We start from the raw sequence: 25,488 nt of genomic DNA on the forward strand, positions 1-25,488 counted from the left end.
GCCTGCGGCGTGGCGCTGGTGATGTTCATAACGAACGATCACCCCTCGGCCTCCGCGGACGTGACGACGACGGCATCGGTGACGAGCGGCAGCCCGACCGCCACGTCGGCCAGCTTCAACGAGCTCACGGGCACGGCCAGCGCGAGCGCCAGCGCGTCGAAGAGCGCGAGCGCGTCGGCGACGACGACCACAACCTCCGCGAACAACCAGCAGACCTACCCGCAGAACAACACTTCCTCTGCTGTGGTGACCACGACGTCTAGCTCGGCTGTGGCGACGCATACGACTTCGAAGCCGACCCCCACGCATACCAAGCCGACGCCCACGGCGACGACGCCCACGACTCCGACGCCGACGCCGACACCGACACCGACGGACACCGCTACAGCGACGTCGACCGGAAGCTGACTATCCTGTAATTGATCAGTCTGTTCGACGCATGACGCCGCTTGAGCGACGTTCACCCGAACGAGTGACGCTCGAACCGGACAGTCCTCACTCGTCAGGGTGATTGGGCATATATACGGCGACGTATGCAGAATCACCCGCCTAGCGTCATTCGGGTGAATGTTGAATCTTCGGGCGGGGGGCACGCCGTCGCCGGAACCGTGCTCGGAGGTACTGCGGGCGACGGCTGGGGACGCGCGGCCGCCTATGACGCCTATGCCGACGGACTACATACCTATTCACTCTGGTACCTGCGCGACCACGACGCGGCGGCGGATGCCGTGTACTGCGCGTTCGCGGCCGCCGACCGGAACCACACGAATCTTCAGCAGCCGGAGCAGATCCAGCCCTGGCTCTACGCGCTGCTTCGGCACGAGTGCCGACTGCGGGCGAAGGACTCGGCCGGCTCGCCGAAGCCGGCGTCGCAGCGGCTGCGGCCGAAGCCGGACTCGCTCGGCGAGTCGGGCGTCTCGGCGTCGCTGCTGCAGCTCGAGGGCAACCTGCGGCGCGCCGAGTTCCAGTCGCTCGCGTGGCCCGAGGTCGAGGCGCTGGCGCCCGCGCACCGCGAGGTGCTCGAACTGACCATCCGTCACGGGTTGGACAGCCGCGGGCTCGCGCTCGTTCTCGGCCTGCGCGAGGGAGCCGCCGGCGCCGCCGGGCTCGCCCCGTCGCACGGATTCGGTCTTCTGGCGGACGCGTGGCGCGAGCTCGAACGCTCCCTCGCCGCGGCGGCCGTCGCCGGTTCCGGCCGGGAGAACTGCGCGCAGCTCGCCGAGCTGACCTTCGGGTGGAGCGGCAAGCTGAATTCCACGCTGCGCGCGCCGCTCACGGAGCACGTGGACCGCTGCTCGCGCTGCCAGCACTATCTGCACACCGTCATCGGCACGCCGTCCGCGCCGACGATCCTGCCGTTCGTGGCCGCGCCGCGGGCGTTGCGCGACATGCTGCTGGCCGAACTCGCGGACGCCGACGCGGCCTCGGACGCGGGCGTCGACCTGATCGCCCTCGGCACGCGCTGCGGTACGTTCGGTCCGGAGGGCTTCCCGGCCCGCACCGAGTTGCCTGTACAGCAGGGCTCGTCGAACGCGCCGGCGGGTGCCGGTCGCGCACCCCGGCGCCGGCAGCCGGGTCCTGGACGCGGCACGAACCGTCCACAGCGGGCCGCCGCCACCACGCCGCCGACCGCCGCCGGGACCACGGGCGTTCGTCCACAGCCTGTGAACAAGGCGCCGGGCAGCGGCTCGTCCGAGTCGGACGATCTCTTCCGGGCCAGGGGAAGCTGGGCCGACAAGGTCCTGCCGCCCGCGCCGGGCACCGAGGTGTCGGGGCCGCCCGGACTGTGGCGTCCCGATCCGCGCCCGGGCTTTGTCCAGACGGCCTCGGGCCGGTTCGCGACGCGTCCGCCCAGGCCCCCGGTTCATCAGCCGTCGCCGCAGCAAGCGCGGCCCACGCCCGGAGGTCCGCGGCTGCCGCGCTATACGAACTCGTCCATGGCCGCGCGGTCGACGACCACCGGTCCCGGAAACGCGAGGCCGACCGGTCCTGCCACCAGGCCTGGTGCCGCGGTCGTCGGAGCCGGGGCCGGAGGAGCCGGAACAACTTCGTCAATGTCGTCGTCCGCCGCCGCAGTTCCGAGGCCGCGGCACAAGGCGCGGCCGATGCGGCAGGCGGTCGTCTCGGCGATGGCGCTCGGGGCGATCGGCGCGGTCGCGGCCGCCGCGGCGGCGATGCTCGGCGTCGGCTCGAATCCGAACTCGAACACGACGGCGCTGGACGGTTCGCAGGGGACGGAGAACGTCGGCACCAGTTCGACCGGCAGCGCGGCGGCATCGTCGAACGGCCCGGGCCGGATGACGGTCTCGGTAACCGCCACCGCGTCCAGCGGACTGCCCGGCGCCTCGGGCCTCGGCGTGGGTCTGGTGCCGACCGGCAATGGGAACGCGGGCTCTGCTTCGGTGGCCAGTCCGTCGCCCACGTCGGCGTCCTCCGGTGCGTTCTACGTGAGCGTCAACCAGCGTGACGGCGATCCGAACAGCGTGCAGATCCTGTTGCGCAACACCGGGACCGGACCGCTGAACTGGTCCGCGGCGCCCTCCGTGTCCTGGCTGACGCTCAGCCGGAGCTCGGGCACGCTGGCCGCCGGGCAGGCCGTGACCGTCACGGCCACCGCGACGAGCGGGGCGCCGAGCGGCGAGTGGGCCGCGCGGATCGTGTTCAGCCCCGGCGGAATCGTCGTCACGCTGCACGGCGGCATCCCGGCGAGCACCGGCGGCGGTACCCCGACGTCCGGCGGCGGTGGAAGCAGCGGCGGAGGCGGCGGTGGCACTACGACCGCCAGCCCGACGACGAGCGCGAGCTCGACCGCGACAGCGCCACCGACAACACCTCCGTCGACGACCCCGCCCACAACACCTCCGCCGACCACGACCGCGAGCAGCCAGCCGACGGCCACTGCCAGCGGCACCACGAGCGGTTCCCAGGCCCCGACGACGAGCGCGACGACGGCGACTGATTCCCCCACCACCTCGTCGTCCAAGCCGTCGCACAGGCACTGAGGACTCGACGCCGAGGGCCGGGCCCACGAATGTGACCTATCGCGGAGGTCGGGCCCGGCCTTCAGTGTGGTTCAGCGCGTATGAACAACCTTGTAAAGCAGGTATCCGGACTCTTGGGCCGTCAGGTGTGCCGAGAGTCCGGTCGGCAACGGCTGTTGCGGTTCCAGTAGAACCCACGTCACGTCGTACTTCTCCAGCAATGACATGCGTTCCGCCGCGGACGTCCGCGAAGAGAAGATCGCCTTCACCGCCGCGTTGCGCTCGCTCTGCACCGTGCGCGGAATCTCCGGCAGGTACCAGGGTGCTGTGACGCTGTAGCTGCCGTGCGCGGCCGCTTCGTACATCGCGTCCTGCGCCGATGCGGCCACCACCGCGGTCGGCGTGAAGTACTTGCTCAGCTTGTCGAGGTGCGGAAGGTTCTCGAACCCGCCGCTGAACTGAGTCCCGGCGCCGATGGCCGTCGCCATTGCGACCGGCACGCCCCAGGCCCAGCGCGTGCGTACGCGTGCCGCCTCGGCCAACGCGATCGCCACCGCGATCTGCGCGACCAGCATCAGCATCGGCCAGCTACGGCCATACGACCAGTGTCCGGTGACCTTGCCGTACGCCACCACCCCGCCGACGCCGATGAACATCAGCACCAACACGTCCGTCCTGTTCCGCCACCAGCGCAGCCCCAACGCGACGAGCCCGAGCACGATTCCGATGCCGTACCAGGTCTGCACGTTCGCGTAGAGCGCGTGGTGGATCGGGTCGAGGGCGTCGAGTTCGCCTTGGTTGACGCTCCACAGGTGGTAGTACGGCCAGATCGCGACGACGGCGGCGCATGCGACCAATCCGAGAGCCAACGACGTCGCCGCAATCTTGGTGCGCACGATCCGATGCTGCGTCACGAGAATCGCCGCCGAGCCGACGAGCGCGCTCAGCCCGGTGAACTGATGGATCAGCAGAATCAGCCCGAACAGCACGCCGATGCCGATCGCGCGCCGTGGACTGCGCAGCGTACGTCCGCCGTCGTTCAGCCATGCCCACACGTGCAGCGTCAGCGCGGTCGCGAGCGTGCTGGGATACGCCTCCGTGTCGCCGAGTGAGATCAGCGACAAAAATCCGCTGAACGCGACGACGTTCGTGCCCCACCAGAACAGCAACCCGATCATCGCGAGCGGCGGAGCCCAGCGCGCCTGGCTGAGCGAGCGCACGAAGCGGTACACGCCGGTCACGAGCAGCGCGACGTTCACCACCGCGGCCAGCTTGAGCATCGTGTACGCGCTCAGGCCGAAAGCCTTGCCCAGCAACGCGAGCACGACCATGAAAGGGCTGTAATAGATGCTGCTGCCGCCGATGTCGATCACCGGGTTCCCGGGGTGCAGCGGGTCCTGCATCAGGCGCTTGAGCACCGCCATATGCAGCATCAGATCGTCCGCCCACGGCAGCCGCACGGCCACCGCGACGAAGAAGATCAGCACCAGCCCGCCGACGATCACCGACGGAAGCTGATCCCGGCCGAAGGATGTTGCGCGATCCCGTACTCGATCACGCGACGCGGGCGCGGCGGGCGGGCTTGACACGGTTGTCACTGCCGAGACGATACCAATGCACTATGAGGACACACGTTGTTCAGCTCTCCGGGTCGGCCGGGTGTGGCGCGAACGGGCGACGAGACGCCAGGTGCGCCTCGCACTGCTCGGCCAGCAGGTCATAGGCGGACTGGCCCATCAGCTCGACGAGCTCCGGCCGGTACGAGACGTAGACCGGCTCGAAGGCCGTGTGCGCCTCGGTGTTCCCGGTGCACCACCAGTTCAGCTCGTGGCCGCCCGGACCCCAGCCGCGCCGGTCGTACTCGCCGATGCTGACCACCAGCACCTTGGTGTCGTCCGGCCGCTCCACCCAGTCGTAGGTGCGGCGGATCGGCAGCTGCCAGCACACGTCCGGCTTCGTCTCCAGCGGGTGACGGCCCTCCTTGAGCGCCAGGCCGTGCAGCGCGCAGCCGGCGCCGCCCGCGAATCCGGGGCGGTTCAGGAAGATGCAGGCGCCGTCGTGCACGCGCGTCTGCCGGTCGCCGTCCTCGTCCACCTCGATGACGTTCAGCTTCCCGCGGCGCACGCCCTCCGCGTGGAACTGCCAGCCCTCCGGCGTCAGCCGCTTCGCCGCGGCCTTCACCCGCTTCTCGTCGTCCGCGTCGGAGAAGTGCGCGCCGAGCGTGCAGCAGCCGTCGGTGGCGCGGCCCGGTCTGATGCCCTGGCAGCCGGAGCCCCAGATGCACTGCCAGCGGGAGCACAGCCAGGTCAGGTCGCAGCGGAAGAGCTGTTCGGCGTTCTCCGGATCGGGAAACTCGACCCAGGCGCGCGGGAAATCAAGGGCTACTTCAGGCACAACTCAAGAGCATAGGGGGCTCTCGGGGGAAAACCATCCGAAACCGGCCCGCTACGGCGTGCCTGGATTTCCGGGGTTGCCCGGCGGGTCCCGGCGCGGTGCACTAGTTTCGTGACCATGCGATTGGGAGTCCTGGACGTCGGCTCAAATACCGTGCACCTGCTCGTGGTGGACGCACATCAGGGTGCGCGGCCGTTGTCGGCCTCCTCCCACAAGGAGGAACTGCACCTCGTCGACCTGATCGACGAGCACAATCGCATCGTCGACGAGGGCCGCGAGCGGCTCGAGGCCTTCGTCGTGGAGTCGCTGCGCATCGCCGAGGACAAGGGCGTGCAGGAGCTGATCGCGTTCGCCACCTCGGCCGTCCGCGAGGCCTCCAACGGCGCGGAGGTGCTCGCCGGGATCCGCGAGCGGACCGGCGTGGAGCTGCGGGTGCTGCCCGGGCAGGCCGAGGCGCAGCTGACCTTCCTCGCGGTACGCCGCTGGTTCGGCTGGTCGGCCGGCCGGCTGCTGGTGCTCGACATCGGCGGCGGCTCGCTCGAGATGGCCTCCGGCTTCGACGAGATGCCCGAGGTCGCCCGCTCGCTGCCGTTCGGCGCCGCCCGGCTGACCAGGGAGTGGTTCACCGAGGACCCGCCGGACGAGGCCTCGGTGCGCGCGCTGCGCCGGCACGTGCGCGCGGAGATCGGCAAGGTGGTCGGCGACCTGGTGCGCTTCGGGCGCCCCGACCGGGTCGTCGCGTCCTCCAAGACCTTCAAGCAGCTGGCCAGGATGGCGGGCGCCGCGCCGAGCGCGGAGGGTCTCTACGTGTCCCGCCGGCTGTTCCGCGCCGACCTGTCCGAATGGATCGGCAAGCTCGCCAAGATGTCCAGCCACGAGCGCGCGCAGCTGCCCGGGATCTCGATCGGCCGGGCCAAGCAGATGCTGGCCGGCGCGATCGTGGCCGAAGCGGTGATAGACCTGTTCGAGGCCGAGGTCGCCGACGTCTGCCCGTGGGCCCTGCGTGAGGGCATTATTCTCCGAAGGTTGGACGGGCTGCCCGAGGAGTGGCTCTGACGCGTTGGCACGGCTGAGCTACTCTCGGACACGTGACATGGGCGGTCAGCGGTAGCGGCGCGGTGGAACGGATGTCTCTGCCCAAGGTCGCTCTCTCCACGATCTCGGTGTATCCGGAGAACACGGCCACCGGCTTCGCCACGGCGCAGCGGCTCGGCTACGACGGCGTCGAGGTCATGGTGACGAACGACCCGGTGAGCCAGTCGATCGACTCGCTCCGGCGGCTGCGCGACGGACTCGGCGTGCCGATCCTGGCCGTGCACGCGCCGTGCCTGTTCTGGCTGAACCTGCAGCGGGTCTGGGGCACCGACCCGTGGGGCAAGCTCGTCAAGGCCCGCATGGTGGCCGAGGAGCTCGGCGCCTCCACCGTCGTGGTGCACCCGCCGTTCGTCTGGCAGGGCAAGTACGCGGCCGAGTTCGTGGCCGGTCTCGGCCGGATGCAGCAGGAGACCGACATCCGCTTCGCCGTGGAGAACATGTACCCGTGGCGGGCCACCGCGCCGGTGATCGGGGAGCGGCGGGTCGAGGCGTACTCGCCGGGCTGGGACCCGACCGAGGAGGACTACCCGCACTTCACGCTGGACCTGTCGCACTCGGCCACCTCGCGGATGGACACGATGGCGATGCTCGGGCGGATGGGCCAGCGGCTCGCGCACCTGCACCTGGCCGACGGTTCGGGTTCGAACGCGGACGAGCACCTGGTGCCGGGCCGCGGCAGGCAGCCGTGCGCCGAGATCCTCGGGCTGTTGGGGCGCAACGGCTTCGAGGGCAACGTGGTGCTCGAGGTCAACACGCGGCGTGCGACGAACCAGGACGCGCGGGACGCGGACCTCGAGGAGGCGCTGACGTACGCGCGGCGCCACCTCGTGCTCGGCGACGCCGACAGCGCGGGCGAAGCGAAGCAGATCACGGTCTGAAGCAGATCACGGTCCAGGGTCGGCAAGGTCCAGGAGCAACGTCGAGGAAGGCAAGTGGCAATGGGTCAGCGGATCGCGGTGCTGGGCACCGGAAAGATGGGCGAGGCCCTCGTCTCCGGGATGCTGCGCGCGGGCAAGCCGGTGGACGAGGTCGTGGTCACGGCGCGCCGCGCGGACCGGGCCGCGGAGCTGACGGAGCGTTACGGGGTCGCCGCGGTGAGCAACGCCGACGCGGCGAAGAACTCCGACACCCTCATCCTCACCGTCAAGCCGCAGGACATGGGCGCGCTGCTGGCCGAACTCGCGCCGCACGTCCCGGCGGACCGGCTGGTCGTCTCCGGCGCCGCGGGGATCACGACGTGGTTCGTGGCGTCCAAGATCGGCATCGAGGGACTGCCCGTGGTGCGCGTGATGACGAACACGCCGGTGCTGGTGGACGAGGCGATGTCGGCGATCTCGCCCGGCGCGCACGCCACCGAGGACCACCTGCGGCGCACCGAGGAGATCTTCCGTCCGGTCGGCAAGACGATTCGCGTGCCGGAGTCGCAGCAGGACGCCGTGACCGCGCTGTCCGGCTCGGGCCCGGCGTACTTCTACTTCCTGGTCGAGGCGATGGTGGACGCCGGAATCCTGCTCGGCCTGCCGCGGACGACCGCGCACGATCTGATCGTGCAGGCCGCCGTCGGCGCCGGCGTGATGCTCCGCGATTCGGGCGAGCACCCGGTGAAGCTGCGCGAGGCGGTGACCTCCCCGGCCGGAACGACGATCGCCGCGATCCGCGAACTCGAGCGGCACGGCGTGCGCGCGGCCCTGCTCGAGGCGCTCGAGGCCGCGCGCGACCGCTCCCGCGAGCTCGCCGCGGGCGACTGAGTCCGTCGTCTCGTCGGCCTCTCGTCGTCGTCTTCAGCCGCCTGGCCGGTGTCCTTGTCGGCGCCCTCGCCGGCGCCCTTCCCGGTCGTCCCGGCTGCCGAAGTGTGGCTCTCGATGGTCAACATGAACTGAGGATCACATTTTGGTGCCGGGGTCTTTCGCGCCCCGGTCTTCCCGCATACGCTGACGCGACCAGCGAGCTTGGAGGAGTAGATGGCCACGACCGACACGCCCGCGTCGAAGCCGGAGGCGCGCCCTGTCGTCGACTCGGTGCTGCGCCGCGCGCGCGGCGCCACGTTCGTGGCCTTCGGTGCGCAGGGCTTCGCCTTCGGCGCGCTGACCAGTGAGGTCGCCAATATCCAGAGCAAGCTGAAGATCGACGACGGCACGCTGTCGATCCTGCTCGCCGTCGTCCCGGTGATCGCGGGCTTCGGCTCGGTGCTCGCCGGGGTCCTGGTCGGCAGGTACAGCACCAGCGTCGTGCTCCGCTACTCCCAGGTGCTCGTGCTGGTGGCGATCCTGCTGGCCGGCTACACGCCGAGCTTCGTGGTGATGCTGCCGGTCCTCGCGCTGTTCGGCCTCGCGCTCGGCGGCGTGGACGCGACGACGAACATGCAGGCCGTCGCGCTGCAGAAGCGCTACGGCCGGTCGATCATCCTGGCCTTCCACGGCGCCTGGGCCCTCGGCGCGTTCGCCGGTTCCGCGGCCGCGTCGCTCACCGCGAGGTTCGACGGCAAGGCCTACAGCAGCCTGTATCTGGTCTCGTTCATCGTGATCGTTCCGATCCTGCTCGCCTTCGGTCCGCGGCTGCTGCGCGGCATCGGCGACGAGACGCTGTCCGCCGAGTCGAAGACCATCAAGATCCCGTGGAAGCCGATGGGCGCGATCTGCGCCGTGATCGCGATGGCGTACCTCGGCGACTCGACGGTCTCCAGCGCGGGCGGCGTCTACATGGAGAAGGAGCTGCTGGCCCACGGCTGGCAGTACACGGCCGTCTACGCCGTCTACTCCGTGCCGCTGATGATCGGCCGGTTCTCCGGCGACAAGCTCACCGACCGCTTCGGCGGCGTGCTGATCGCCCGGGTCGCGGCGGTCTGCGCCGTGCTCGGCTTCATCGTCGTCGGCACCGCCCCCGACGCGTGGGCCGCGCTGGCGGGATTCGCCATCGTGGGCCTCGGAATCTCCGTCATGGCCCCGCTCACCTTCGCCGCGGCCGGCCGCCTCGACCCGCACGAGACCGGCCTCGCCGTGGCCCGCCTGAACGTCTTCAACTACGTCGGCTTCCTCCTCGGCGCCCCGCTGCTCACCAGCCTCTGGCAGGGCGGCCTGCCCTACCGCCCGGGCTGGATCATCCCGGGCGGCCTGGCATCGCTGATGTTCGTGTTCGCCTACGGCTTCGACGAGAACCGGACCGCCGCCGTAGAGGCCTGAGTCCTTCCCGCTTCCTCGGAGTCCGCGTCAGGCCGACTGGCGGGACGGGAGGACGAGTTCGGCGGCGCGTGCCCGCACGTCGCTCAGTGCCTCCTCGGCGAACGGCGAGAACGGTTCGTCATCGTCCGCCTTCATCCAGCGCTCGAACGCGACGCTGAAAGCGAGCATGGTCAGCTCCGCACCCAGCCGGGCGGTCAGCTCGTCCGCGCCCCGCGCGCGCAGGGCGGCCCTGATCGACCCGGCGATTTTGGCGTGCTTGAGAAGTCCCCGCTCCTGCACTTCGGTGTTCGCCGCGACCACCAGCACGCGCTGAGCGGCCCTGGCCCGCTGCCGCGGGGTCATCGCGGTCTCGGCTGCCGCGAGAGCCGCCCGCAGGCATTCGGCGAGCGTCGCATCCGGCGAGGCGGCCCGGATGCCGTCGCCGAACAGCCCGGCCAGCACGTCTTCCCCGCCGAACAGGACCTCCCGCTTGTCGGCGAAGTGCCGGAAGAACGTCGCGCGGTTCAAACCGGCGCGATCCGCGATCTGCGCGACGGTCGTCGCCTCGTACCCGTTCGCCACGAACAGGTCCAATGCGGCGGTCTCCAGCCGCTCACGCGCGTCCGGTGTCCATCTGCTCACCAACACAGCATAGGCGTCGAGGCGACCGGGTCGCATCACGGGGACGTTGATGCGACGCAGTCGCATCAACTGTGTTAGCGTTGATGCGACCGGATCGCATCACCTTTCCGGCCCTGCATCTCCACTGACAGCTCGACCAAGGAGACCTCCCATGCGCATCTTCGTCACCGGCGCGTCCGGCTGGATCGGCTCGGCCGTCGTCCCCGAACTCATCGGCGCCGGCCACCAGGTACTCGGGCTGGCCCGCTCGGACGCCTCCGCCAAGGCGATCGCCGACCTGGGCGCCGAGGTGCTGCACGGCGACCTGAACGACACCGACGCGCTGCACGCCGGTGCTCTCGGGAGCGACGGCGTCATCCACCTGGCCTTCGTCGTGCCGAGCGTGACCGAGGCCGCGACACGGACCGATGCCACGGCCATCGAGACGTTTGCCGCCGGCCTCGCCGGCACTGGCAAGCCCCTGGTCATCTCCGGCGCAACGCTCGTCACCCCCGGCCGGCCCTCGACCGAACGCGACGAACTCGTCGCCGCAGGGCCCATAGCGGCCCGCATCACCAACCTGCGGGCCGCACTCGCGACCGCGGACAGGGGCGTGCGTGCGTGCCTGATCATGCTGCCCCGCTCGGTGCACGGCCAGGGAGAGCGGCACGGCTTCATCCCCCAGCTCATCGCCATGGCCCGGGCCAAGGGCGTCGCCGGATACATCGGCGACGGGGCCAGTCGCTGGCCCGCCGCGCACGTGAAGGACGTCGCGCGTCTCTACCGGCTGGCCGTCGAGCGGGCCCCCGCCGGCGCGGTGCTCAACGCCGTCGGCGACGAAGGCGTGCCCACCCGCGAGATCGCCGAGGCCATCGGCCGACGGCTGAACGTGCCCGCCCGGTCCCTGCCCGCCGAGCAGTTCGGCGGCATGTTCGTGCACCTGCTCAGCACCGACATGCCCGCCTCCAGCACCATCACGCAGGAGCTGCTGGGCTGGCAGCCCTCCCACCCCGGCCTCATCGAGGACATCGAACAGGGCCACTACTTCATTTGAATCTGATACAGCATCTGAATCCGACCAGCCGCAGAGTCAGGCTCAGGCGAGGGCGGCGCGGGCGGTCGCGCGGGCGCGGGTGCGGTCGCCGAGGAGATCCGTGCTGTCGGCGTATTGGTCGATGGCGCCGATCATGGGCAGGGCCTGGAGTTCGGGCTCGGTGATGGCGGCCCGTAGTGCGGCGGTGAAGCGCTCGGCGTGGAGGACCTGGAACGGGCGGCCGTGGTAGTTGCGGGTGCTCGGGTCGACCGGTTCGGTGAGGCCGAGTTCGTTGTGTGCGACGGCGATTCGCTCGTAGGCGCGGGCGAGGTGGCGCTCGCGTTCGTGCCATCCTCGGGCTGACAGCGCCGCGGTGAGTACGGGTCCTAACTCGGTCGCTCGCGGCAGGCGGCTGAAGGCGCGGCCGAGCCACTTGCTGTAGGGCGGATACATGCGATCGATCAGCAGGGCCAGGCGCATCAGGTCCCGTACGATGCGTGCGGCGACGATGGCCGACCCGAGTTCGTCGCCGACTTCGCCCGCTCGGCCGACGAAGGCCTCCTCCTGCGAGATGCGTTGCCATTGGCAGGCGAGGATGTAGCGCCATATGTCGTCCGGGTACCAGGCCAGCCGGGCGCGCGCCGTCTCGAGCTCGCCGAGGCCGTCGTGGATGACGATTCCGGCGGTCTCCTCGACCAGAGCTTGGGTCGGTGTGGCAAGCCAGTCGGACGTGGTGATCTCGCCGCGCGGATCGAAGCCGAGGCGTCCGAGGTACCAGTCGCCGAGCTCGGCGACGTCGATGCGGTGCCGCACGGGACCCTCGGTCACCCGCATCTGCCGCACGGGGCCGTCGCCGGCGAAGTGCGTGGGATAGCCCAGGAAGGTCTTGGGCAGGCGCTCGGAGAGCATCTCAGAGATCTGCTCCGCGACGCGCGACTCCGCCATGTCCTCCTTGCGCAGGAAGAGTTGCACGCGCGGGCCCCACTCGTGGTCGGCGGAGCGTTCGGTGTCGAATCCGAGCACTTCGGATCCGTGGCCGATGCGGGCGGCGCTGTGCGGCAGCGCGCCGAAGTATTGCCGCAGCAGGGGCGCGACGGCGTCGTGGTAGAAGCTCGCGCAGAGTTCGACGCCGGGGACGAAGCGTTGATCCACGCCCCGAATGATGCTCGGGGCGTGGACGGCGCCGCAACGGAATTAGCCCCGCTTCCAGAAGTGCCGGCGTGCGGCGGCGGGCTCGCCGGCGAGGTCGTCGAGGAGCGTCAGTGTCCTGGTCCAACGCTCGTCCAGGGGCGCTTGGTCGTCGCGGAGTACTGCGATGAGTGCGCGCAGGGCGGCGACGGTCTCGGAGTCACCCGCGGTCGACCGCACGTGCAGCAGCAATGCGTCGAGGCGACTGGCGAGGTCGTCGAGGAGGTCGCGGCGGCGGAACGCGGGCTCGGCGGCCGAGTCGCGGAGCAGCCGGGCCTCGGTGGCCGCCTGCTCGCGGACCATCGACGCGTGGTCCAGGACGTGCAGCTGGTCCTGTGCGGGCGCGGCCATCCGGGAAGCGCGCTTGGGCATCGAGGAGGTCGGAGCAGCGGAAGCAGCGGATGCCGACGTGTATGTCGCGCGAACCACCGACGGCGCGGACTGCGGGGGCGGGGCGCTGGCGCCGCCGACAGTTCCGCTGAAGGCGGCCCCGATACCGGGCTCCGGAGCCGGCGGCGCGGCGGGGGCGGGGCCGGCGTGCGGCCGCCTGACGTGTGGAGACCGGCCTCGCGGGGCCTCTTGGTCCATCCAATCCATCGGCAACTCGACGAGCTGCGTCACCTCGTGCGGGGCGGAGCCGTCCGTCGCCGCCACCTCCGAGTCGATCGCGACGTACGCCGTGAACCGGCACAGCACGCCGTGGCGCAGGGAGGTCCGCACGATCTCCTGTTCCAGGTCGGCGTCGCCGCGTACCGCGTATCGGTCCTCGAGGTCGCGCAGCCGGGCGCGCGCCCAGATCGCCGCGATTTCGGGACGGTCGTGAGCCACGACCGCGTGCACGGTGCGACTCCACGGCTCGCCCTCGACAGTCAGGCCGCTGATGGTCACGGCACCGGCATTGTCGCCGCCACCGGCGCCCTTGTACCGGCCGGAGCGCACCAGCGGAACGCCGGGGAACAGCGCACTGATCCGGCCCGGGCTGGCCGAGTCGGCGACCGTCGTCAGGCCGTCGGCGTCCTCGATCCGCAGGTCCGTCACGGTAGGCGAGCCGATGCGGCGGTGGATGCGATCCATCGCGGCATCCAACCGGTCCTCGGACTCGACGAGTTCGCAGCGTCCGCCGCCGATCGCCGCGAGCCTGCCGAGGAATCCGGCGTTGACCGCGCGGTCGATGCCGACCGTGTGCACGCGCACGCCGGATAGTTCCCCGGTGATCTGCGCGAGGATGTGGTCCTCATTGCCGACCTGGCCGTCGGTGACGAGCACGAGAACCCGGTCCCGGGGTGACGCGCCGTCCCCCGGCTCCGCTGTCGCCACTGCCGCCGCCGATGCCAGCTCGGCCGCCGCGGCACGCAGCGGGGCCAGCAGTTCGGTGCCGCCGCGCGCTTCCGCCTTGGCCAGGTGCTCGATCGCGCGGAAACGGTTGCGGTCGCTTGCCCGCACGAGCCCGGCCGGCAGCGCCGGGGGTCGCTCCACGGAGTGGTCGAACAGCAGGACACTGAAACGGTCGGCGTCGGTGAGCGTGTCGATGATCCGCGCGGCGGCGCGTCGCGCGGCCACCATCTTCCAGCCGTCCATGCTGCCGGACCGGTCCAGGAGCAGAATCAGCTCCTTGGGACGCGCCCGGGCCGCCTCGCCCGGTTCGGGAGGCATGACGACGAGTTGGTACGTGCCCTCGGCGGCCGGCGCTTCGGCGTCCTCCGCGTCCGGATCGGGCACCAGCACGAGCGAATCGGCCGCGCCGGTGTAGTCCAGCCGCAGGATGAAGTCGCGGTTCAGCCGCTCACCGGGCAGGATCCGCAGCACGCCGTCGTCCCCCTCCGTGACCGCGTGCAGGCTCGAGGCGACGCCCGCGAGCTCGAGTCCGGCCGGGTCGATCCGCGCCTCGATGGACAGGTCAACCGGGTTCGGGAAGCCGGGCAGCAGCGTCGGCGGGGTGATCCGCGAGGCGTCGGGCACGGCGTCCGTGTCGGCGGCCCAACCGCTGCCCGCGCTCGGTCCCGGCAACGGCGTGCCCGGAATGTAGCGGGGCGCGACGACGAGCGGGAAGCGGAACTCGGCCTGCCCGTCGACCAGCGGCAACGGTCCGGCGAGGGTCAGCTGCACGACGGCCTCCTCGCCCGGCAGGATGTTGCCGACCCGCAGGGTGAACACGTCGGGCCGCTCCTCCTCGGCGATGCTCGCGCGCTGCCCGGCCGCGATCGCGGTGTCGTACGCCTGCCGAGCCGCGCCCCGCTCCTTCAGGTCCGCGCGCACGACGCGCCCGGCGACCGTCATGCTCAGCGCGGTGACGGCGGCCCGGTCGGGCAGCGGAAATATGTACGTGGCCTCCAACGGCCCGTCGAAGGTATTGCGGAAGCCCTGCGTCAGCCGGATCGCGGAACTCAGCCCTGTGATGTCGGCGCGGACGTCGAGCCGATGCAGCGGGAGATTCCCGCGCTCGGTGCGCAATGCGCCGAGGCCCGCGCTCTCTTCGGGTACCGAGTCCGCCGCCTCCCGCGTCTCCGGGAGCGGGTCGATGCGCGTGATCATGCCCATGAGTCAGTCTCCTTGGTTACGGTCGCGGTTCCGGCGGCGGCGTGGTCAGGCCGCGGTCGGCGAGCAGGGCGAGCAGCGGTGCGGCGGCCTCGCGAACGGCCGCGAGGTCGGCGGCGCCGGGTTGAGCGGGCAGGGTCAGCGTCACACCTTCCGTGAGAGTGATCAGGTAGCGGACGTCGGCGGCGGCGGACCCGTGCACGGCCATGGGGGCGGCCCAGAAGCGCCGGGGGGCGGCGGAGACGGCAGCTGCAGTGGCAGCGCCAGCGCCAGCGCCAGCGGCGACGGGCGACGGCGCGGCCTCTGGCTGCTCCGCTATCGCTGCCACCGCTGACTCGTTGTCCGCAGCTTCCATCTCCTCCTCCGCGGCGAATTCGAGCTCGCCGAGGTCCGCGATTCGGCCGAGCGTCTCGTCCGTGGCCCCGGCCAGCACTCGCTGGATCTCGGCGAGCGTCATCCCCTGGGCCTGCAGCCGCTTGACCGCCACGAGTTGCGTCAGGTGCCGCGGACCGTAGCGGGCGGCGTGGCCGGGGCCGATCGTCGGGCGGTCCACCAGGCCCTTCATCGCATACCAGCGGATCGCGCGACCATCGGTCCCCAACTCGCGCACCCGGCCGTTCGGCGCGCGCACGTCGTCGGCGGCCAGCACGTGCCGGGCACGCCTCGCCAGCTCGTCCAGGGTCCAGTCGGCTTCATCCACACAGCGAGCCTGACACTGTCATATGACAGTGTCAAGGGGAGTTGGGCGCCGCGCGAGGCCGCTCGGCCGGAGCCCCGTCAGTCTCCCCGGAGGTCCCGCCGTGCGCGCCGCCGCCGCACTAGAGTCGTGACCATGAATTCCCCGGGGCGGGCCGCGCTGCTCGCACACCTGACCTCGTCGGGGATCGCGGGCCGGGTCGCCACTCCGCGGGAGAACAACCTGCTGCACTACCGGCTGCTGGCCGACCGCGATCCGTACTACCTGCTCGGGCTCGACCCGTCCCGCGAGTGGACGGCCGAATCCGTGCTCGAACTCATGGCGGACCGGGTCGGGGTGAGCCCGGATCCGGGGCACCGCGCGGGCGTGGACACCATCGACCCCGAGCTGACCGTCGGCGCGCTGGACCGCTACGCCGACCGGCTGGCCGCGGCCGCCCTGCGCCGCGAGACCGTGTACTTCGCCAGCGGCCATCCGCTGCAGCTCGCCGGGCTCTACCAGCGCTTCGCCGACGCCCTGCGCGGATACGGCTGCCCGATCCTGCGCGCCGGGGACGGCTGGGGCTACGACGCGAGCACCCGCTACGGCACGAAGCGGCTGACGATCGGCTACTCGGCCGCGTTCGGCGCCGACGGCTCGGGGGACGTCGCGGCGCTGGAGGACGCGGGCGGTCCGGTGCACAGCCACGCCGCGCGGCCGATCCGGGCCACCTTCGCCGCGCTCGCCGCCGACGGGACGCCGCTGCCCGACCTCGTCGTCGCGGACCACGGCTGGTGCGGCGGCGCCGGGCAGGCCGGCGTGGACGCGATCGGCTTCGCCGACTGCAACGATCCGGCCTTGTTCGTGGGCGAATACGAGGGCGTGCTGCGGGTCGCGGTGCCGCTGGACGACGGCCTAGAGCCGGCCGCGTACCGGCCGCTCGGCGACTATGTGCTGGACCGGATCGAGGCCGTGCGCGTGGTGGCAGGGTCCTGAGGCGCCGCCTTCACCGGGCCGCTGCGCCGAAATCAGGGTGCTCATCGGCGCCCCATGTCGCCGATTTGCGCGGTATGTACCAGAATCGCCGTATTCCAGCTTCGGCGAAAACTCCCTTTTTCTGCGCTAAGGCCTCCCCTTCCACACCTGACCCAACTACGCTTAGAAACGAAGCGCACACACAGACGGGACGGCGCCGAGGCGCGTGGGAGGCGCCCGATCCCGGGTGCCCACCCCCCGCTTCTCTCCGCAGACGCCCGCCACTACGACAGACATGAGCGTGGAGCCTCTATGACCGAGTCAGACGCAGCACGCACCAACCGTCCGATCCTCGCGGCCGACATCGACCTGAGCGACATGGCCTTCCTGACGGTGGCCGAGGTCGCCGGGGTGATGCGGGTGTCGAAGATGACGGTCTACCGGATGGTCCACTCCGGCGAACTGCCGGCGGTGCGGGTCGGCCGCTCGTTCCGGGTGCCCGCCAAGGCGGTCCGCGAGTACCTCTCGGCGGCCTACGTCGAAACGCAGTGACGACCGTTCTCCGGTGAACTCTCTCCCCACGCTCTCCCCACACCCTCGCCCCGTTTTCCCAGCAGCGGCTGCGGGCAGGTACCCTGGTTTCCTGTTCTATGTCCGCAGCACCTGCTGCTCCATGTGAAGAAGTGAGCGAGGGACCCGACGTGGGCTCTGTCATCAAGAAGCGTCGCAAGCGTATGGCCAAGAAGAAGCACCGCAAGCTGCTGAAGAAGACGCGCATCCAGCGTCGTAACAAGAAGTAGCCGGCGCTCTCCGCGCACGATGACGTCCGCGTCCGCACGTACCCTGCTGGTGACCGGAGCCGCCCGACGGCTCGGCGCCGCGGTGCTGCGCGACCTCGCCGCACACGGACAGGGCCGCCGCGTGATCGCGGTGGACCTGGCCGAGCCGGACTCCGATCTCGCGATCGACGGGGTGGAACACGTCCGGCTCGACCTGCGCGCTCCGGCCATCGCCACCCTGATCGCCAAGACCCGCCCGGACACGGTGCTGCACCTCGACGTGCTCGCCGCTCCGGGTCAGGCGGGTGGGCGTACGGCGATGAAGGAGCGCAACGTCATCGGCACCATGCAGCTGCTCGCGGCCTGCCAGCGGGCGCCTTCGGTGCGCCGGCTCGTGGTGAAGTCGTCCGCCGCGGTCTACGGCTGCGCGCCGCGAGACCCGGCGCATTTCACCGAGGAGACCCAGCCGCACCGTCCGCCGCACGCGGGCTACGGCAAGGACTGCGTCGAGGTGGAGGAGTACGTGCGCGGCTTCGCGCGGCGCCGGCCGGACGTGTCCGTCACCGTGCTGCGCTTCGCCGGCTACCTCGGCGCCGGGGTGGAGAGCCCCTTCGCCGACTACCTCGCGCTGCCGGTGCTGCCCACCATGGCGGGTTTCGACCCGCGCCTGCAGTTCGTGCACATCGACGACGTGGTGCGGGCGCTGCGGCTCGCCTCCTCGGGGGCGCACCCCGGGGTCTACAACGTGGCCGGGGCCGGGTCGCTGACCCTGTCCCAGCTCGCCCGCCGACTCGGCCGGGCCACCGTGGCGCTGCCCCGCTTCGCCGCGCCCTGGCTCGGCCGGGCGCTGCGCCAGGTCGGCGTGGCCGACTTCACCGGGGATCAGTTGGAGCTGCTCACCTACGGCCGGGTGCTCGACACCACCCGGATGTCCGAACGCCTCGGCTTCACCCCGAGGTACACCACCGCGCAGGCCCTGGCCGAGCACGCCAGCACCACCGGAATCAAACCACTGATCCCGCCGGACCTGGTCCGCGGCACCGAGCAGCGGCTGATCACGCTGCTCGAGAGGTACGCGCAGGACGGTGCGGGCCGTGGGTGAGGCGAACTCCGCGGACTGGGAGCGCAGGGCGGCGCGCGGGCTGGCCTTCCTGCGCCGCCGGATCACCGGCGAATACGAGGTCGACGAATTCGGCTTCGACCAGGACTTGACCGAGAACGTGCTGCTCAACCTGATCCGTCCGCTGTACGAGACGTACTTCCGGGTCGAGGCGCGCGGCCTGGAGCGGGTGCCCAACGACGGCGGCGCGCTGATCGTCGCCAACCACTCGGGCACGCTCCCGCTGGACGCGCTGATGACGCAGGTCGCGCTGTGGGACCACCACCCGGTCGGGCGGCATCTGCGGATGCTGGCCGCGGACGTCGTGTTCACGATGCCGTATGTCGGCTCCTACGCGCGCAAGGCCGGGCACACGCTCGCCTGCAATCCGGACGCGCAGCGGCTGCTGGCCGGCGGCGAGGTCGTCGGCGTGTGGCCGGAGGGCTTCAAGGGGATCGGCAAGCCCTTCTCCGAGCGCTACCGGCTGCAGCGCTTCGGTCGCGGCGGCTTCGTCTCGGCCGCGCTGCGCACCGGCGCGCCGATCATCCCGACCGCGATCGTCGGCGCCGAGGAGATCTATCCCAAGATCGGCGACATCAAGCCCCTGGCACGCCTGCTCGGCGTGCCCTACGTGCCGGTGACCCCGACCTTCCCCTGGCTCGGGCCGCTCGGCCTGGTCCCGCTGCCGTCGAAGTGGTACATCGTCTTCGGCGAGCCGATCGACACCTCGGGCTACGACCCGTCCGCCGCCGACGACCCGATGCTCGTGTTCAACCTCACCGACCAGGTGCGCGAGAGCATCCAGGACACGCTCTACCGGGTCCTGCTGCAGCGCCGCTCGGTGTTCTTCTAAGGAATGACAGAGACCTCGTGAACAAGGCCGCGGCCGCGATATCGGCCCTCCTGCTCGGCGCCGCCACGCTGACCGGCTGCTCGTCCACCGCGCCCGCTCCGGACGGCCAGGACAACGCCGTGCTCGTCGACAGCGGCACGGTCGACAACGTCTCCTGGGACCTGTGGGCCTGGGAGGACAACGGCCGGCTCTGCATGGGCATGGGCAACCAGTCCGGCCCGACCACCGCGCGGAACACCGCGGCGGCGGGCGGGATGTCCGGCAGCCAGTGCGGCTTCAACGCGAAGAAGCAGGGCGCGACGTACTACGTCAGCGCCGCGAACGGCGGCAACGGACCGCCGACCGTCGCCCTGCTCTTCGGCCCGGTGCCCTCCGCCGCCGTCTCGATCCAGGTGACCGGCAAGATCACCCTGAAGACCGAGGTGTTCCCGGGCGGCGCCGGACTGCCGACCGCCAACTACTGGGTCTGGCCCGGGCCGTATCAGCCCCCTGCCTCCGACGGCACGCTGCTGCCCGTCCCGCGGCCGCTCGACGCGCACGGCAGGGCCGTCGCGTTCCAGGCCTACTAGACGATCATCGGCCGGGACGCCGAAGGGCCGCGGCAGTAGCCGCGGCCCTATCGGTTCCGTTCCGCCCCTTAGCCCTCTTACTCGCTCGGCGTGGCGCTGGCCGAGGAGCTGCCGCCACCGCCGCCGAGGTTGAGGTCGATCTCCGGCAGGCCGAGCACGCCGGGGATGGTGACTCCTATCGACGGCAGTATGCCGACCGGCACGTTGACGTCTATCGTCGAGCTCGCACTCGCGCTGGCGCTCGACGAGCTGCCGGTCGGGGCCTTGGTCGAGGAACTGGACGTGCCGCTCGCCTTGCCGGTCGCGGACGCGGAGTCGGAGGCCGCCGCCGTCCCCGTGGGCTTGCCGCCGGCAGTGCCGGTGCTCGTCTCCCCGCCGCTGCCGCCGGGCTGGCCGGCACCGCCCGGCTGGCCCACGCCCGGGCCCTGCGGGTGGTCCGCGGCCTTCTGCGCGGCCGCCTGCAGTTCGCGGGAGAACTGGTCCATCAGCGCGACGATCTGCGGGGGCTGCGACTGCAGGTCCGGCGGCAGCCGCCAGCTCAGGTCCTCCACCCGCTGTCGCTCCGTCAGCAGGAAGTCGGACAGCGCGTGCAGCGCGGTCTGGTCCCCGGTCTGCTCCACCTGCTGGACCAGCAGGTTGCCGCCGTTGGTGATCATCGTGCGCAGGTTGCTGAGCGTGTCGCGGAGCAGCGTCTGGGTCTGCGAGCCGCTCTGGTCCACGTCCGGACGGCTGAGCAGCGAGTCGATCTCGCCGAGCCGCACGTCCGCGAGGTGCAGATAGTCGCGGCCCTGGTCGGTCGGCGAGCCGGAGAGGGAAAGCTGCAGCGACTCGAAGATCTTCTTGGCGTTGTACAACGGATCTCCCGGAACCGCACCCGCTGAGGCGATCGCGATGCCGCCGACCGAGCCGGTGGCCACGGCCACGCCCACCCCGGCCGCCAGCAGCCGGCGGCGCCAGGACGCGGAGATGCCGGTGAGCACGCCGGCCTTGCTGTCCGCCGAGTGCCGCGCGCCGGACCGGCCGCGGCCCGAGCGCTGCGCCGGCACCCGCGATCCGCCGCGCCGGCCGCTGCCCGCCGCGGCGCCCTCGGCCACCAGCGCGGGCGCCTCGGCGACCAGCCGGGCGCGCAGCGTCTCGCGGAAGTCCATGCTCGGTCCGGGCAACGACTGCCCGACCGTCGTGACCCGTTCGGCGAGCGCCACCAGGGTGCCGAGCGCGCCCTCGCCGCCGAGGGCACCCCCGTGCCCGCCGTGGAATCCGCCCGCGCCGTCCCGGCCCGGGCCAGTCCCGTTCCCGCGCCCCGCGGCGTACGCCCCGTCGCCGACGTGGCCGGCGTTGCCGTCAGCGCGGTTCGCGGCGTGTGCTTCCACCAGCGCCGCGAACCGCTCGGCCTGCTGCCGATCGTTCATCGCGCCTGCCACCTCCTCCACTGCTCCCGTTCCGACCCAGGCCGGGCCGAGATCGCCCCCGCCAGCGTCGCCGAACGCGAAGGTATGTCACCGCGTTCGACACACGCCGGGCGGCTTTGGTTGTGCCCGGGACGCCCCAAGACAGTCCCAAGGCCCCCTATTTCACTCGTTCGAGTGGAACTTGATCCGGTAAAGGGCCCGGGACACCGTGGCGTCACCCCGACCAACGAGCGGGGGGCACCGGGAGTTACGGAGGCGGGTACACAGCGTGCGGCGACGGCGTGCCGTACCGCGGCGTCCGGAGTGGCGGGAACGCCGAAATCCGGGGTGGGCCGGGGTATCCGGCCCGGGGAAGCGGTCACCGAAGGTCCGCCGGAAGGAGCCTGGCGAGGGTGCGGATGGCCCGGTACTGCAGGGTCTTGATCGCGCCGTCGTTCTTGCCCATGATCTGCGCGGTCTCGGCCACGGACAGGCCGTGCAGGAAGCGCAGCGTGACGCATTCCTGCTGCTGGCTGTTGAGCTGCTTGACCGCGTCCAGCAGGGCCCGGTTGGACAGGTAGGCGAGCACCGACTCCTCGGGGCTCGGCTCGGTCTGGTCCGAGTCGAGCATCTCGCCGGTGGTCACCTCGAGCCGGTGCCGGGAGGACTTGAAGTTGTCGGCCACCAGGTTGCGGGCGATCGTGACCAGCCAGGCGCCGAAGTCCCGGCCCTGCCAGGTGAAGGTGGAGATCCGGCGCAGCGCGCGCAGGAAGGTCTCCTGGGTCAGGTCCTCGGCCAGCGCCTTGTTGGAGACGCGGTAGTAGATGTAGCGGTAGACCGTGTCCATGTAGGCGTCGTAGAGCGTGCCGAAGGCCTCGCCGTCGCCGTCCTGGGCGCGCTCGACGAGCGCGAGCATGCGGGCGGACTCGGCGTCCGGGCGCGGCGGCTCAGGCTGGGACTGCGGCTGCTGCCGCCGCTGGCCCGTGCCGCCGCGGGCCGCGGGCAGCGGCGCGGGGGTGACGGCCGCCCCCGCGCCGAGCGGCCGGGGCGGCTGGGGGACCGCGCCGGCCGTCATCGCGAGCACGGCCGCTCGCAGGCCGCTGAGGCCTAAGCGGTCGGCGCTGACGTCTCGGTGCACAAGGCTCCAGGTGCTCGGGTGCGCCGTCGTTCGGCACGGCTTGTAATACTGCTACAGCAAGCCGCGCGGTTCCGGTGCGCACTGCCTCGTCTCCGTCCCGCCGTCCGCGTGGGCTGCGGGCGCCGGGCGGTCTGTTCCGCTCGTGGTCTAGGACCCCGCGCATCGCGTGATCCGATCACCCATAGTAGGCGGACCAGACCCCGCTGTGTGCGGCTTTGACGACTATTCCGACCGCGCGCGCGTTGACGGCCGTGACGAACCGTCAGGACGAGATACGAGGATACCCCTTAGTGACCGGAACGCTACGACACGTCGTCATGGCTTGGCGCGTGCGCGTTTGGCCAGCGCCACTCCGGCGGCCAGCGCCCCGGTCGCCGCGCCGGTGATCGCCGCCGGGGGCAGCGAGGCGCGCAGCAGTTTCGTGCCGGTGCGGTAGTCGGTGACCGGCCAGCCCTCCGACTCGGCCCGCTCGCGCAGCCGGTGGTCCGGGTTGACCGCGTGCGGGTGGCCGACCAGCGTCAGCATCGGAAGGTCGTTGGCGGAGTCGGAGTACGCGTGGCAGACCGTCAGGTCGTAGCCCATCCGCTCGGCGAGCTCGCGCACCGCGGCGCCCTTGGCGGGGCCGTGCAAGGGCTCGCCGACCAGCCGTCCGGTGTACTTGCCGTCCACCTCCTCGACCCGGGTGCCGAGCGCCCCCGCCAGGCCGAGCCGGTCGGCGATGATCTCCGCCAGCTCGATCGGCGAGGCGGTCACCAGCCACACCGGCTCCCCGCGGCGCGAGTGCAGGTCGGCCAGGGCGCGGGTGCCCGGCCAGATCTTCTCGGCGAGGTAGTCGTCGTATATGTGCCGGCACAGCTCGTGCATCTCGCTCACGGTGTGTCCGGCGGCCAGCGCCAGGGCCCGCTCGCGCGTGCTGATCACCTGGCCGGCGCGTTCTCCGCGCAGCCGGAAGACGACCTGGTGGCACGCGAACCTGGCTATGTCCTGGGTGCTGACGAAGCGGGCCTTGGCGAAGCCGCGGGCCACATGGAACAGCGAGGCACCGCGGATCAGGGTGTTGTCCAGGTCGAAGAACGCGGCGGCGGTCGGCCGCGGGCAACGTACCGCGGGTAGCGGCGACTCCTGGGCGGCCGCGCTGGGAGCAGGGCGCACTGTCACCCTTCAGACCCTACCGGGAGATCGCGACCGGTACGTTTCCGCGACAAGAAGGGCGGCGGGCGCGCAGACGACGCCCACGTCACGAAGGGGCAAGGCACGGTTTGAAAGCGGCAGTGGGAGACTCGGGTCATGGACACCCGCATCACGCTCATCGGCAAGGCCGGCTGCCACCTGTGCGACGCGGCCCGCGAGACCGTCTCCCGGGTCGCCGCGGAGCTCGGGGTCGGCTGGGTCGAGTATGACATCAACGAGCACCCGGAGCTCAAGGAGGACTACTGGGATCTCATCCCGGTGACGCTGGTGGACGGCCGTCGGCACGACTTCTGGAAGGTCGACGAGACGCGGCTGCGGACGGCCCTCGGCGGCTGACGAAGCCTCAGGCGGCCCCCGGGCGCCCCCGAAGGCTGGGAGCGGCCTGTGACTTCAGTCGCACGACGGGCGGGCGGGACCTTCGGCCCTGGCGTTTCCGCAGGTCGGGTCGGGATAATCGGGTGAAGCGGGCAAACTGGAAGTTCTTAACAATTCGGTCAGGAACTTTGTGCGCGCCTTCACAAGGTCCTACGCTGCAAGGTGAGTGCTGAGGCAGTAACAACAACCGCTCATCCGGCTCGCAGTGTTGCTCCCTCATACACGCAATCACTCACAGTTCCACCGAGCGCGACCGGGAGCAGCATGGCCAGCATGAGCAGTCCTGGTATGGCCGCCATCCCCGAGGCGACCGTCGCGCGGTTGCCCGTCTACCTGCGTGCGCTACGCACCCTGCAGGACCGCGGCACCGCGACCGTCTCCTCCGAGGAGCTGGCCGGCGTGGCCGGAGTGAACTCGGCCAAGCTGCGCAAGGACCTGTCCTTCCTGGGCTCCTACGGCACCCGCGGCGTCGGCTACGACGTCGAGTACCTGATCTACCAGATCTCCCGCGAGCTCGGCCTGAGCCTGGACTGGCCGGTCGCCATCATCGGCATCGGCAACCTCGGCCACGCGCTGGCCAACTACGGCGGCTTCGTCTCCCGCGGCTTCCGCATCGCGGCCCTGTTCGACGCCGATCCGCGGCTGTCCGGGAACCGGGTCGCCGGCCTGGTGATCCGGCACGCCGACGAGCTCGACGAGGTCATCGCCGACCTCGGCATCTCCATCGCGGTGATCGCCGTCCCGCCGACCGCCGCGCAGTCGGTGGCCGACCGCCTCGTGGCCGCGGGCGTCACCTCGATCCTGAACTTCGCCCCGACCGTGGTCACCGTGCCCGACGGGGTCGACCTGCGCAAGGTGGACCTGTCCATCGAGCTGCAGATCCTCGCCTTCCACGAGCAGCGCAAATCCGCGGACGGGCAGCATCGCCGGGGCGCGCGTACCGTTCGTCGTGCGCTGCGGGAGGATCCGGTCAACCCGGATCCCGACGCGGAGCAGGCGGCGGTGCGCCGTCCGGCAGAGCCCCCGATCCGCCAGCGCCCCGCGTCCGATGTGAATGAGGTGCAACCGGCATGAGCGAGCTTGGGAGCTCATCATTGAGCGCAGCGCGAACGCGTCTACCGAGCGCTAGCGAGGTGGCGTCGTGAGTTTGCTGGTGATCGGGCTTTCGCACCGCACGGCTCCTGTGCGACTGCTTGAGCAGACCGCGCTGACCGAGGAGCTGGTGGTCAAGCTGCTCGGCGACACGGTCGGGTCCGAGTACGTCTCCGAGGCCGTCGCCGTGGCCACGTGCAACCGGCTCGAGGTCTACGCGGAGGTCTCCATGTTCCACGGAGCCCTCGCCGAGGTCTCCGAGCTGCTCGCGCAGTACACGACGGTGCCGCGCGACGTGCTCACCCGCCACTTCTACGTGCACTACGACGACCGGGCCGCCTGGCACAT

General features: G+C 71.1%; 25 protein-coding genes and 1 pseudogene. 15 read left to right on the forward strand and 11 right to left on the reverse strand.

All coding sequences use genetic code 11. From position 1 onward, the window contains the following. Positions 1-38 precede the first annotated feature (38 nt). Positions 39-206 (reverse strand): hypothetical protein, encoded by a 168-nt coding sequence (locus VG296_RS18855; RefSeq protein ID WP_325567339.1) that lies wholly within the window; start codon positions 204-206, stop codon positions 39-41. Positions 207-215: 9 nt separating this feature from the next. Next, a complete protein-coding gene (locus VG296_RS18860) occupies positions 216-464 on the reverse strand; it encodes a hypothetical protein (protein ID WP_325567340.1) in 249 nt (82 codons plus the stop codon). 99 nt (positions 465-563) lie between these two features. Between VG296_RS18860 and VG296_RS18865 the strand changes: the two genes are divergently transcribed. Continuing rightward, complete coding sequence (locus tag VG296_RS18865) at positions 564-3,002, forward strand: BACON domain-containing protein (protein WP_325567342.1); 2,439 nt, start codon at positions 564-566, stop codon at positions 3,000-3,002. A 71-nt stretch (positions 3,003-3,073) separates the two neighbouring features. Here the strand turns inward: VG296_RS18865 and VG296_RS18870 are convergent, their stop codons facing one another. Together VG296_RS18870 and VG296_RS18875 are read right to left on the reverse strand one after the other, a co-directional pair. Next, a complete protein-coding gene (locus VG296_RS18870) occupies positions 3,074-4,486 on the reverse strand; it encodes a hypothetical protein (RefSeq protein ID WP_325567344.1) in 1,413 nt (470 codons plus the stop codon). Positions 4,487-4,619: 133 nt separating this feature from the next. Next, entirely contained in the window at positions 4,620-5,375 is a 756-nt protein-coding gene (locus tag VG296_RS18875; RefSeq protein ID WP_325567346.1) for a hypothetical protein, read from the reverse strand. 117 nt (positions 5,376-5,492) lie between these two features. Between VG296_RS18875 and VG296_RS18880 the strand changes: the two genes are divergently transcribed. The 4 genes from VG296_RS18880 to VG296_RS18895 all read left to right on the forward strand — a co-directional run bounded on the left by VG296_RS18880 (position 5,493) and on the right by VG296_RS18895 (position 9,649). After that, entirely contained in the window at positions 5,493-6,431 is a 939-nt protein-coding gene (locus VG296_RS18880) for a Ppx/GppA phosphatase family protein (protein ID WP_325567348.1), read from the forward strand. Between the two features lie 71 nt (positions 6,432-6,502). Then, positions 6,503-7,348, forward strand: a complete 846-nt coding sequence (locus VG296_RS18885; RefSeq protein WP_349259619.1) for a sugar phosphate isomerase/epimerase — start codon at positions 6,503-6,505, stop codon at positions 7,346-7,348. A gap of 60 nt (positions 7,349-7,408) precedes the next feature. Then, complete coding sequence (gene proC, locus VG296_RS18890) at positions 7,409-8,218, forward strand: pyrroline-5-carboxylate reductase (RefSeq protein ID WP_325567352.1); 810 nt, start codon at positions 7,409-7,411, stop codon at positions 8,216-8,218. 213 nt (positions 8,219-8,431) lie between these two features. After that, complete coding sequence (locus VG296_RS18895) at positions 8,432-9,649, forward strand: MFS transporter (RefSeq protein ID WP_325567354.1); 1,218 nt, start codon at positions 8,432-8,434, stop codon at positions 9,647-9,649. A gap of 27 nt (positions 9,650-9,676) precedes the next feature. On the opposite strand, the gene VG296_RS18900 is transcribed toward VG296_RS18895, so the two are convergent. Further along, a complete protein-coding gene (locus VG296_RS18900) occupies positions 9,677-10,270 on the reverse strand; it encodes a helix-turn-helix domain-containing protein (protein WP_325567356.1) in 594 nt (197 codons plus the stop codon). A 151-nt stretch (positions 10,271-10,421) separates the two neighbouring features. On the opposite strand from VG296_RS18900, the gene VG296_RS18905 reads away from it, so the two are divergent. After that, entirely contained in the window at positions 10,422-11,303 is an 882-nt protein-coding gene (locus tag VG296_RS18905) for an SDR family oxidoreductase (RefSeq protein ID WP_325567358.1), read from the forward strand. Between the two features lie 42 nt (positions 11,304-11,345). On the opposite strand, the gene VG296_RS18910 is transcribed toward VG296_RS18905, so the two are convergent. The 3 genes from VG296_RS18910 to VG296_RS18920 are packed head-to-tail and all read right to left on the reverse strand — an operon-like array spanning position 11,346 to position 15,705. After that, positions 11,346-12,434: a DUF4037 domain-containing protein gene (locus VG296_RS18910; RefSeq protein ID WP_325567360.1), complete on the reverse strand. Its 1,089-nt coding sequence runs from the start codon at positions 12,432-12,434 to the stop codon at positions 11,346-11,348. Between the two features lie 42 nt (positions 12,435-12,476). Beyond that, positions 12,477-15,008 carry a VIT domain-containing protein gene (locus VG296_RS18915; RefSeq protein ID WP_325567362.1) on the reverse strand — a complete coding sequence of 844 codons (2,532 nt, stop codon included), beginning with the start codon at positions 15,006-15,008 and terminating at the stop codon, positions 12,477-12,479. Positions 15,009-15,024: 16 nt separating this feature from the next. Beyond that, positions 15,025-15,705: a helix-turn-helix domain-containing protein gene (locus tag VG296_RS18920; RefSeq protein ID WP_325567364.1), complete on the reverse strand. Its 681-nt coding sequence runs from the start codon at positions 15,703-15,705 to the stop codon at positions 15,025-15,027. A 132-nt stretch (positions 15,706-15,837) separates the two neighbouring features. Here VG296_RS18920 and VG296_RS18925 point away from each other — a divergent pair, with 132 nt between their 5' ends. From VG296_RS18925 to VG296_RS18950, 6 genes are all read left to right on the forward strand, one after another. After that, positions 15,838-16,677, forward strand: coding sequence for a phosphatase (locus tag VG296_RS18925; protein WP_325567366.1), 840 nt, complete (start codon positions 15,838-15,840; stop codon positions 16,675-16,677). A 291-nt stretch (positions 16,678-16,968) separates the two neighbouring features. After that, the gene (locus tag VG296_RS18930) at positions 16,969-17,208 is read left to right on the forward strand and encodes a helix-turn-helix domain-containing protein (protein WP_325567368.1); all 240 of its coding nucleotides are present in this window, start codon (positions 16,969-16,971) and stop codon (positions 17,206-17,208) included. Positions 17,209-17,357: 149 nt separating this feature from the next. Then, entirely contained in the window at positions 17,358-17,456 is a 99-nt protein-coding gene (locus VG296_RS18935) for a 30S ribosomal protein bS22 (protein ID WP_018654693.1), read from the forward strand. A 19-nt stretch (positions 17,457-17,475) separates the two neighbouring features. After that, positions 17,476-18,537, forward strand: coding sequence for an NAD-dependent epimerase/dehydratase family protein (locus VG296_RS18940; RefSeq protein ID WP_325567370.1), 1,062 nt, complete (start codon positions 17,476-17,478; stop codon positions 18,535-18,537). Then, positions 18,530-19,387 (forward strand): lysophospholipid acyltransferase family protein, encoded by an 858-nt coding sequence (locus VG296_RS18945; RefSeq protein WP_325567372.1) that lies wholly within the window; start codon positions 18,530-18,532, stop codon positions 19,385-19,387. Before VG296_RS18940 ends, VG296_RS18945 begins: the two co-directional genes overlap by 8 nt. Positions 19,388-19,404: 17 nt before the next feature. After that, on the forward strand, positions 19,405-19,956 hold the full coding sequence (locus tag VG296_RS18950; protein ID WP_325567374.1) for a hypothetical protein: 552 nt from the start codon (positions 19,405-19,407) through the stop codon (positions 19,954-19,956). A gap of 77 nt (positions 19,957-20,033) precedes the next feature. On the opposite strand, the gene VG296_RS18955 is transcribed toward VG296_RS18950, so the two are convergent. The 3 genes from VG296_RS18955 to VG296_RS18965 form a co-directional block, all read right to left on the reverse strand. Further along, entirely contained in the window at positions 20,034-21,365 is a 1,332-nt protein-coding gene (locus VG296_RS18955) for a DUF5667 domain-containing protein (protein WP_325567376.1), read from the reverse strand. 358 nt (positions 21,366-21,723) lie between these two features. Further along, positions 21,724-22,482: an ECF subfamily RNA polymerase sigma factor, BldN family gene (locus VG296_RS18960; RefSeq protein ID WP_325567378.1), complete on the reverse strand. Its 759-nt coding sequence runs from the start codon at positions 22,480-22,482 to the stop codon at positions 21,724-21,726. A gap of 315 nt (positions 22,483-22,797) precedes the next feature. Further along, a complete protein-coding gene (locus tag VG296_RS18965; RefSeq protein ID WP_325567380.1) occupies positions 22,798-23,640 on the reverse strand; it encodes an HAD-IB family hydrolase in 843 nt (280 codons plus the stop codon). A 129-nt stretch (positions 23,641-23,769) separates the two neighbouring features. Here VG296_RS18965 and VG296_RS18970 point away from each other — a divergent pair, with 129 nt between their 5' ends. The 3 genes and pseudogenes from VG296_RS18970 to VG296_RS18980 all read left to right on the forward strand — a co-directional run. Continuing rightward, positions 23,770-24,009 (forward strand): glutaredoxin family protein, encoded by a 240-nt coding sequence (locus VG296_RS18970; protein WP_325567382.1) that lies wholly within the window; start codon positions 23,770-23,772, stop codon positions 24,007-24,009. Positions 24,010-24,321: 312 nt separating this feature from the next. Next, positions 24,322-25,122, forward strand: a complete 801-nt coding sequence (locus VG296_RS18975; protein ID WP_325567383.1) for a redox-sensing transcriptional repressor Rex — start codon at positions 24,322-24,324, stop codon at positions 25,120-25,122. Positions 25,123-25,189: 67 nt separating this feature from the next. After that, positions 25,190-25,488 (forward strand): annotated as a pseudogene (locus tag VG296_RS18980) (glutamyl-tRNA reductase); the annotation flags it as partial.

This window comes from Actinospica sp., from assembly GCF_035552695.1.
Classification (GTDB): domain Bacteria; phylum Actinomycetota; class Actinomycetes; order Streptomycetales; family Catenulisporaceae; genus Actinospica.

Bases quoted from the DNA above. Each gene is read 5' to 3' on its own strand.
- VG296_RS18880 (WP_325567348.1), top strand. From the start codon at position 5,493: ATGCGATTGGGAGTCCTGGACGTCGGCTCAAATACCGTGCACCTGCTC.
- VG296_RS18885 (WP_349259619.1), top strand. From the start codon at position 6,503: ATGTCTCTGCCCAAGGTCGCTCTCTCCACGATCTCGGTGTATCCGGAG.
- proC (WP_325567352.1), top strand. From the start codon at position 7,409: ATGGGTCAGCGGATCGCGGTGCTGGGCACCGGAAAGATGGGCGAGGCC.
- VG296_RS18895 (WP_325567354.1), top strand. From the start codon at position 8,432: ATGGCCACGACCGACACGCCCGCGTCGAAGCCGGAGGCGCGCCCTGTC.
- VG296_RS18905 (WP_325567358.1), top strand. From the start codon at position 10,422: ATGCGCATCTTCGTCACCGGCGCGTCCGGCTGGATCGGCTCGGCCGTC.
- VG296_RS18915 (WP_325567362.1), bottom strand. From the start codon at position 15,008: ATGGGCATGATCACGCGCATCGACCCGCTCCCGGAGACGCGGGAGGCG.
- VG296_RS18925 (WP_325567366.1), top strand. From the start codon at position 15,838: ATGAATTCCCCGGGGCGGGCCGCGCTGCTCGCACACCTGACCTCGTCG.
- VG296_RS18930 (WP_325567368.1), top strand. From the start codon at position 16,969: ATGACCGAGTCAGACGCAGCACGCACCAACCGTCCGATCCTCGCGGCC.
- VG296_RS18940 (WP_325567370.1), top strand. From the start codon at position 17,476: ATGACGTCCGCGTCCGCACGTACCCTGCTGGTGACCGGAGCCGCCCGA.
- VG296_RS18955 (WP_325567376.1), bottom strand. From the start codon at position 21,365: ATGAACGATCGGCAGCAGGCCGAGCGGTTCGCGGCGCTGGTGGAAGCA.
- VG296_RS18970 (WP_325567382.1), top strand. From the start codon at position 23,770: ATGGACACCCGCATCACGCTCATCGGCAAGGCCGGCTGCCACCTGTGC.
- VG296_RS18975 (WP_325567383.1), top strand. From the start codon at position 24,322: ATGAGCAGTCCTGGTATGGCCGCCATCCCCGAGGCGACCGTCGCGCGG.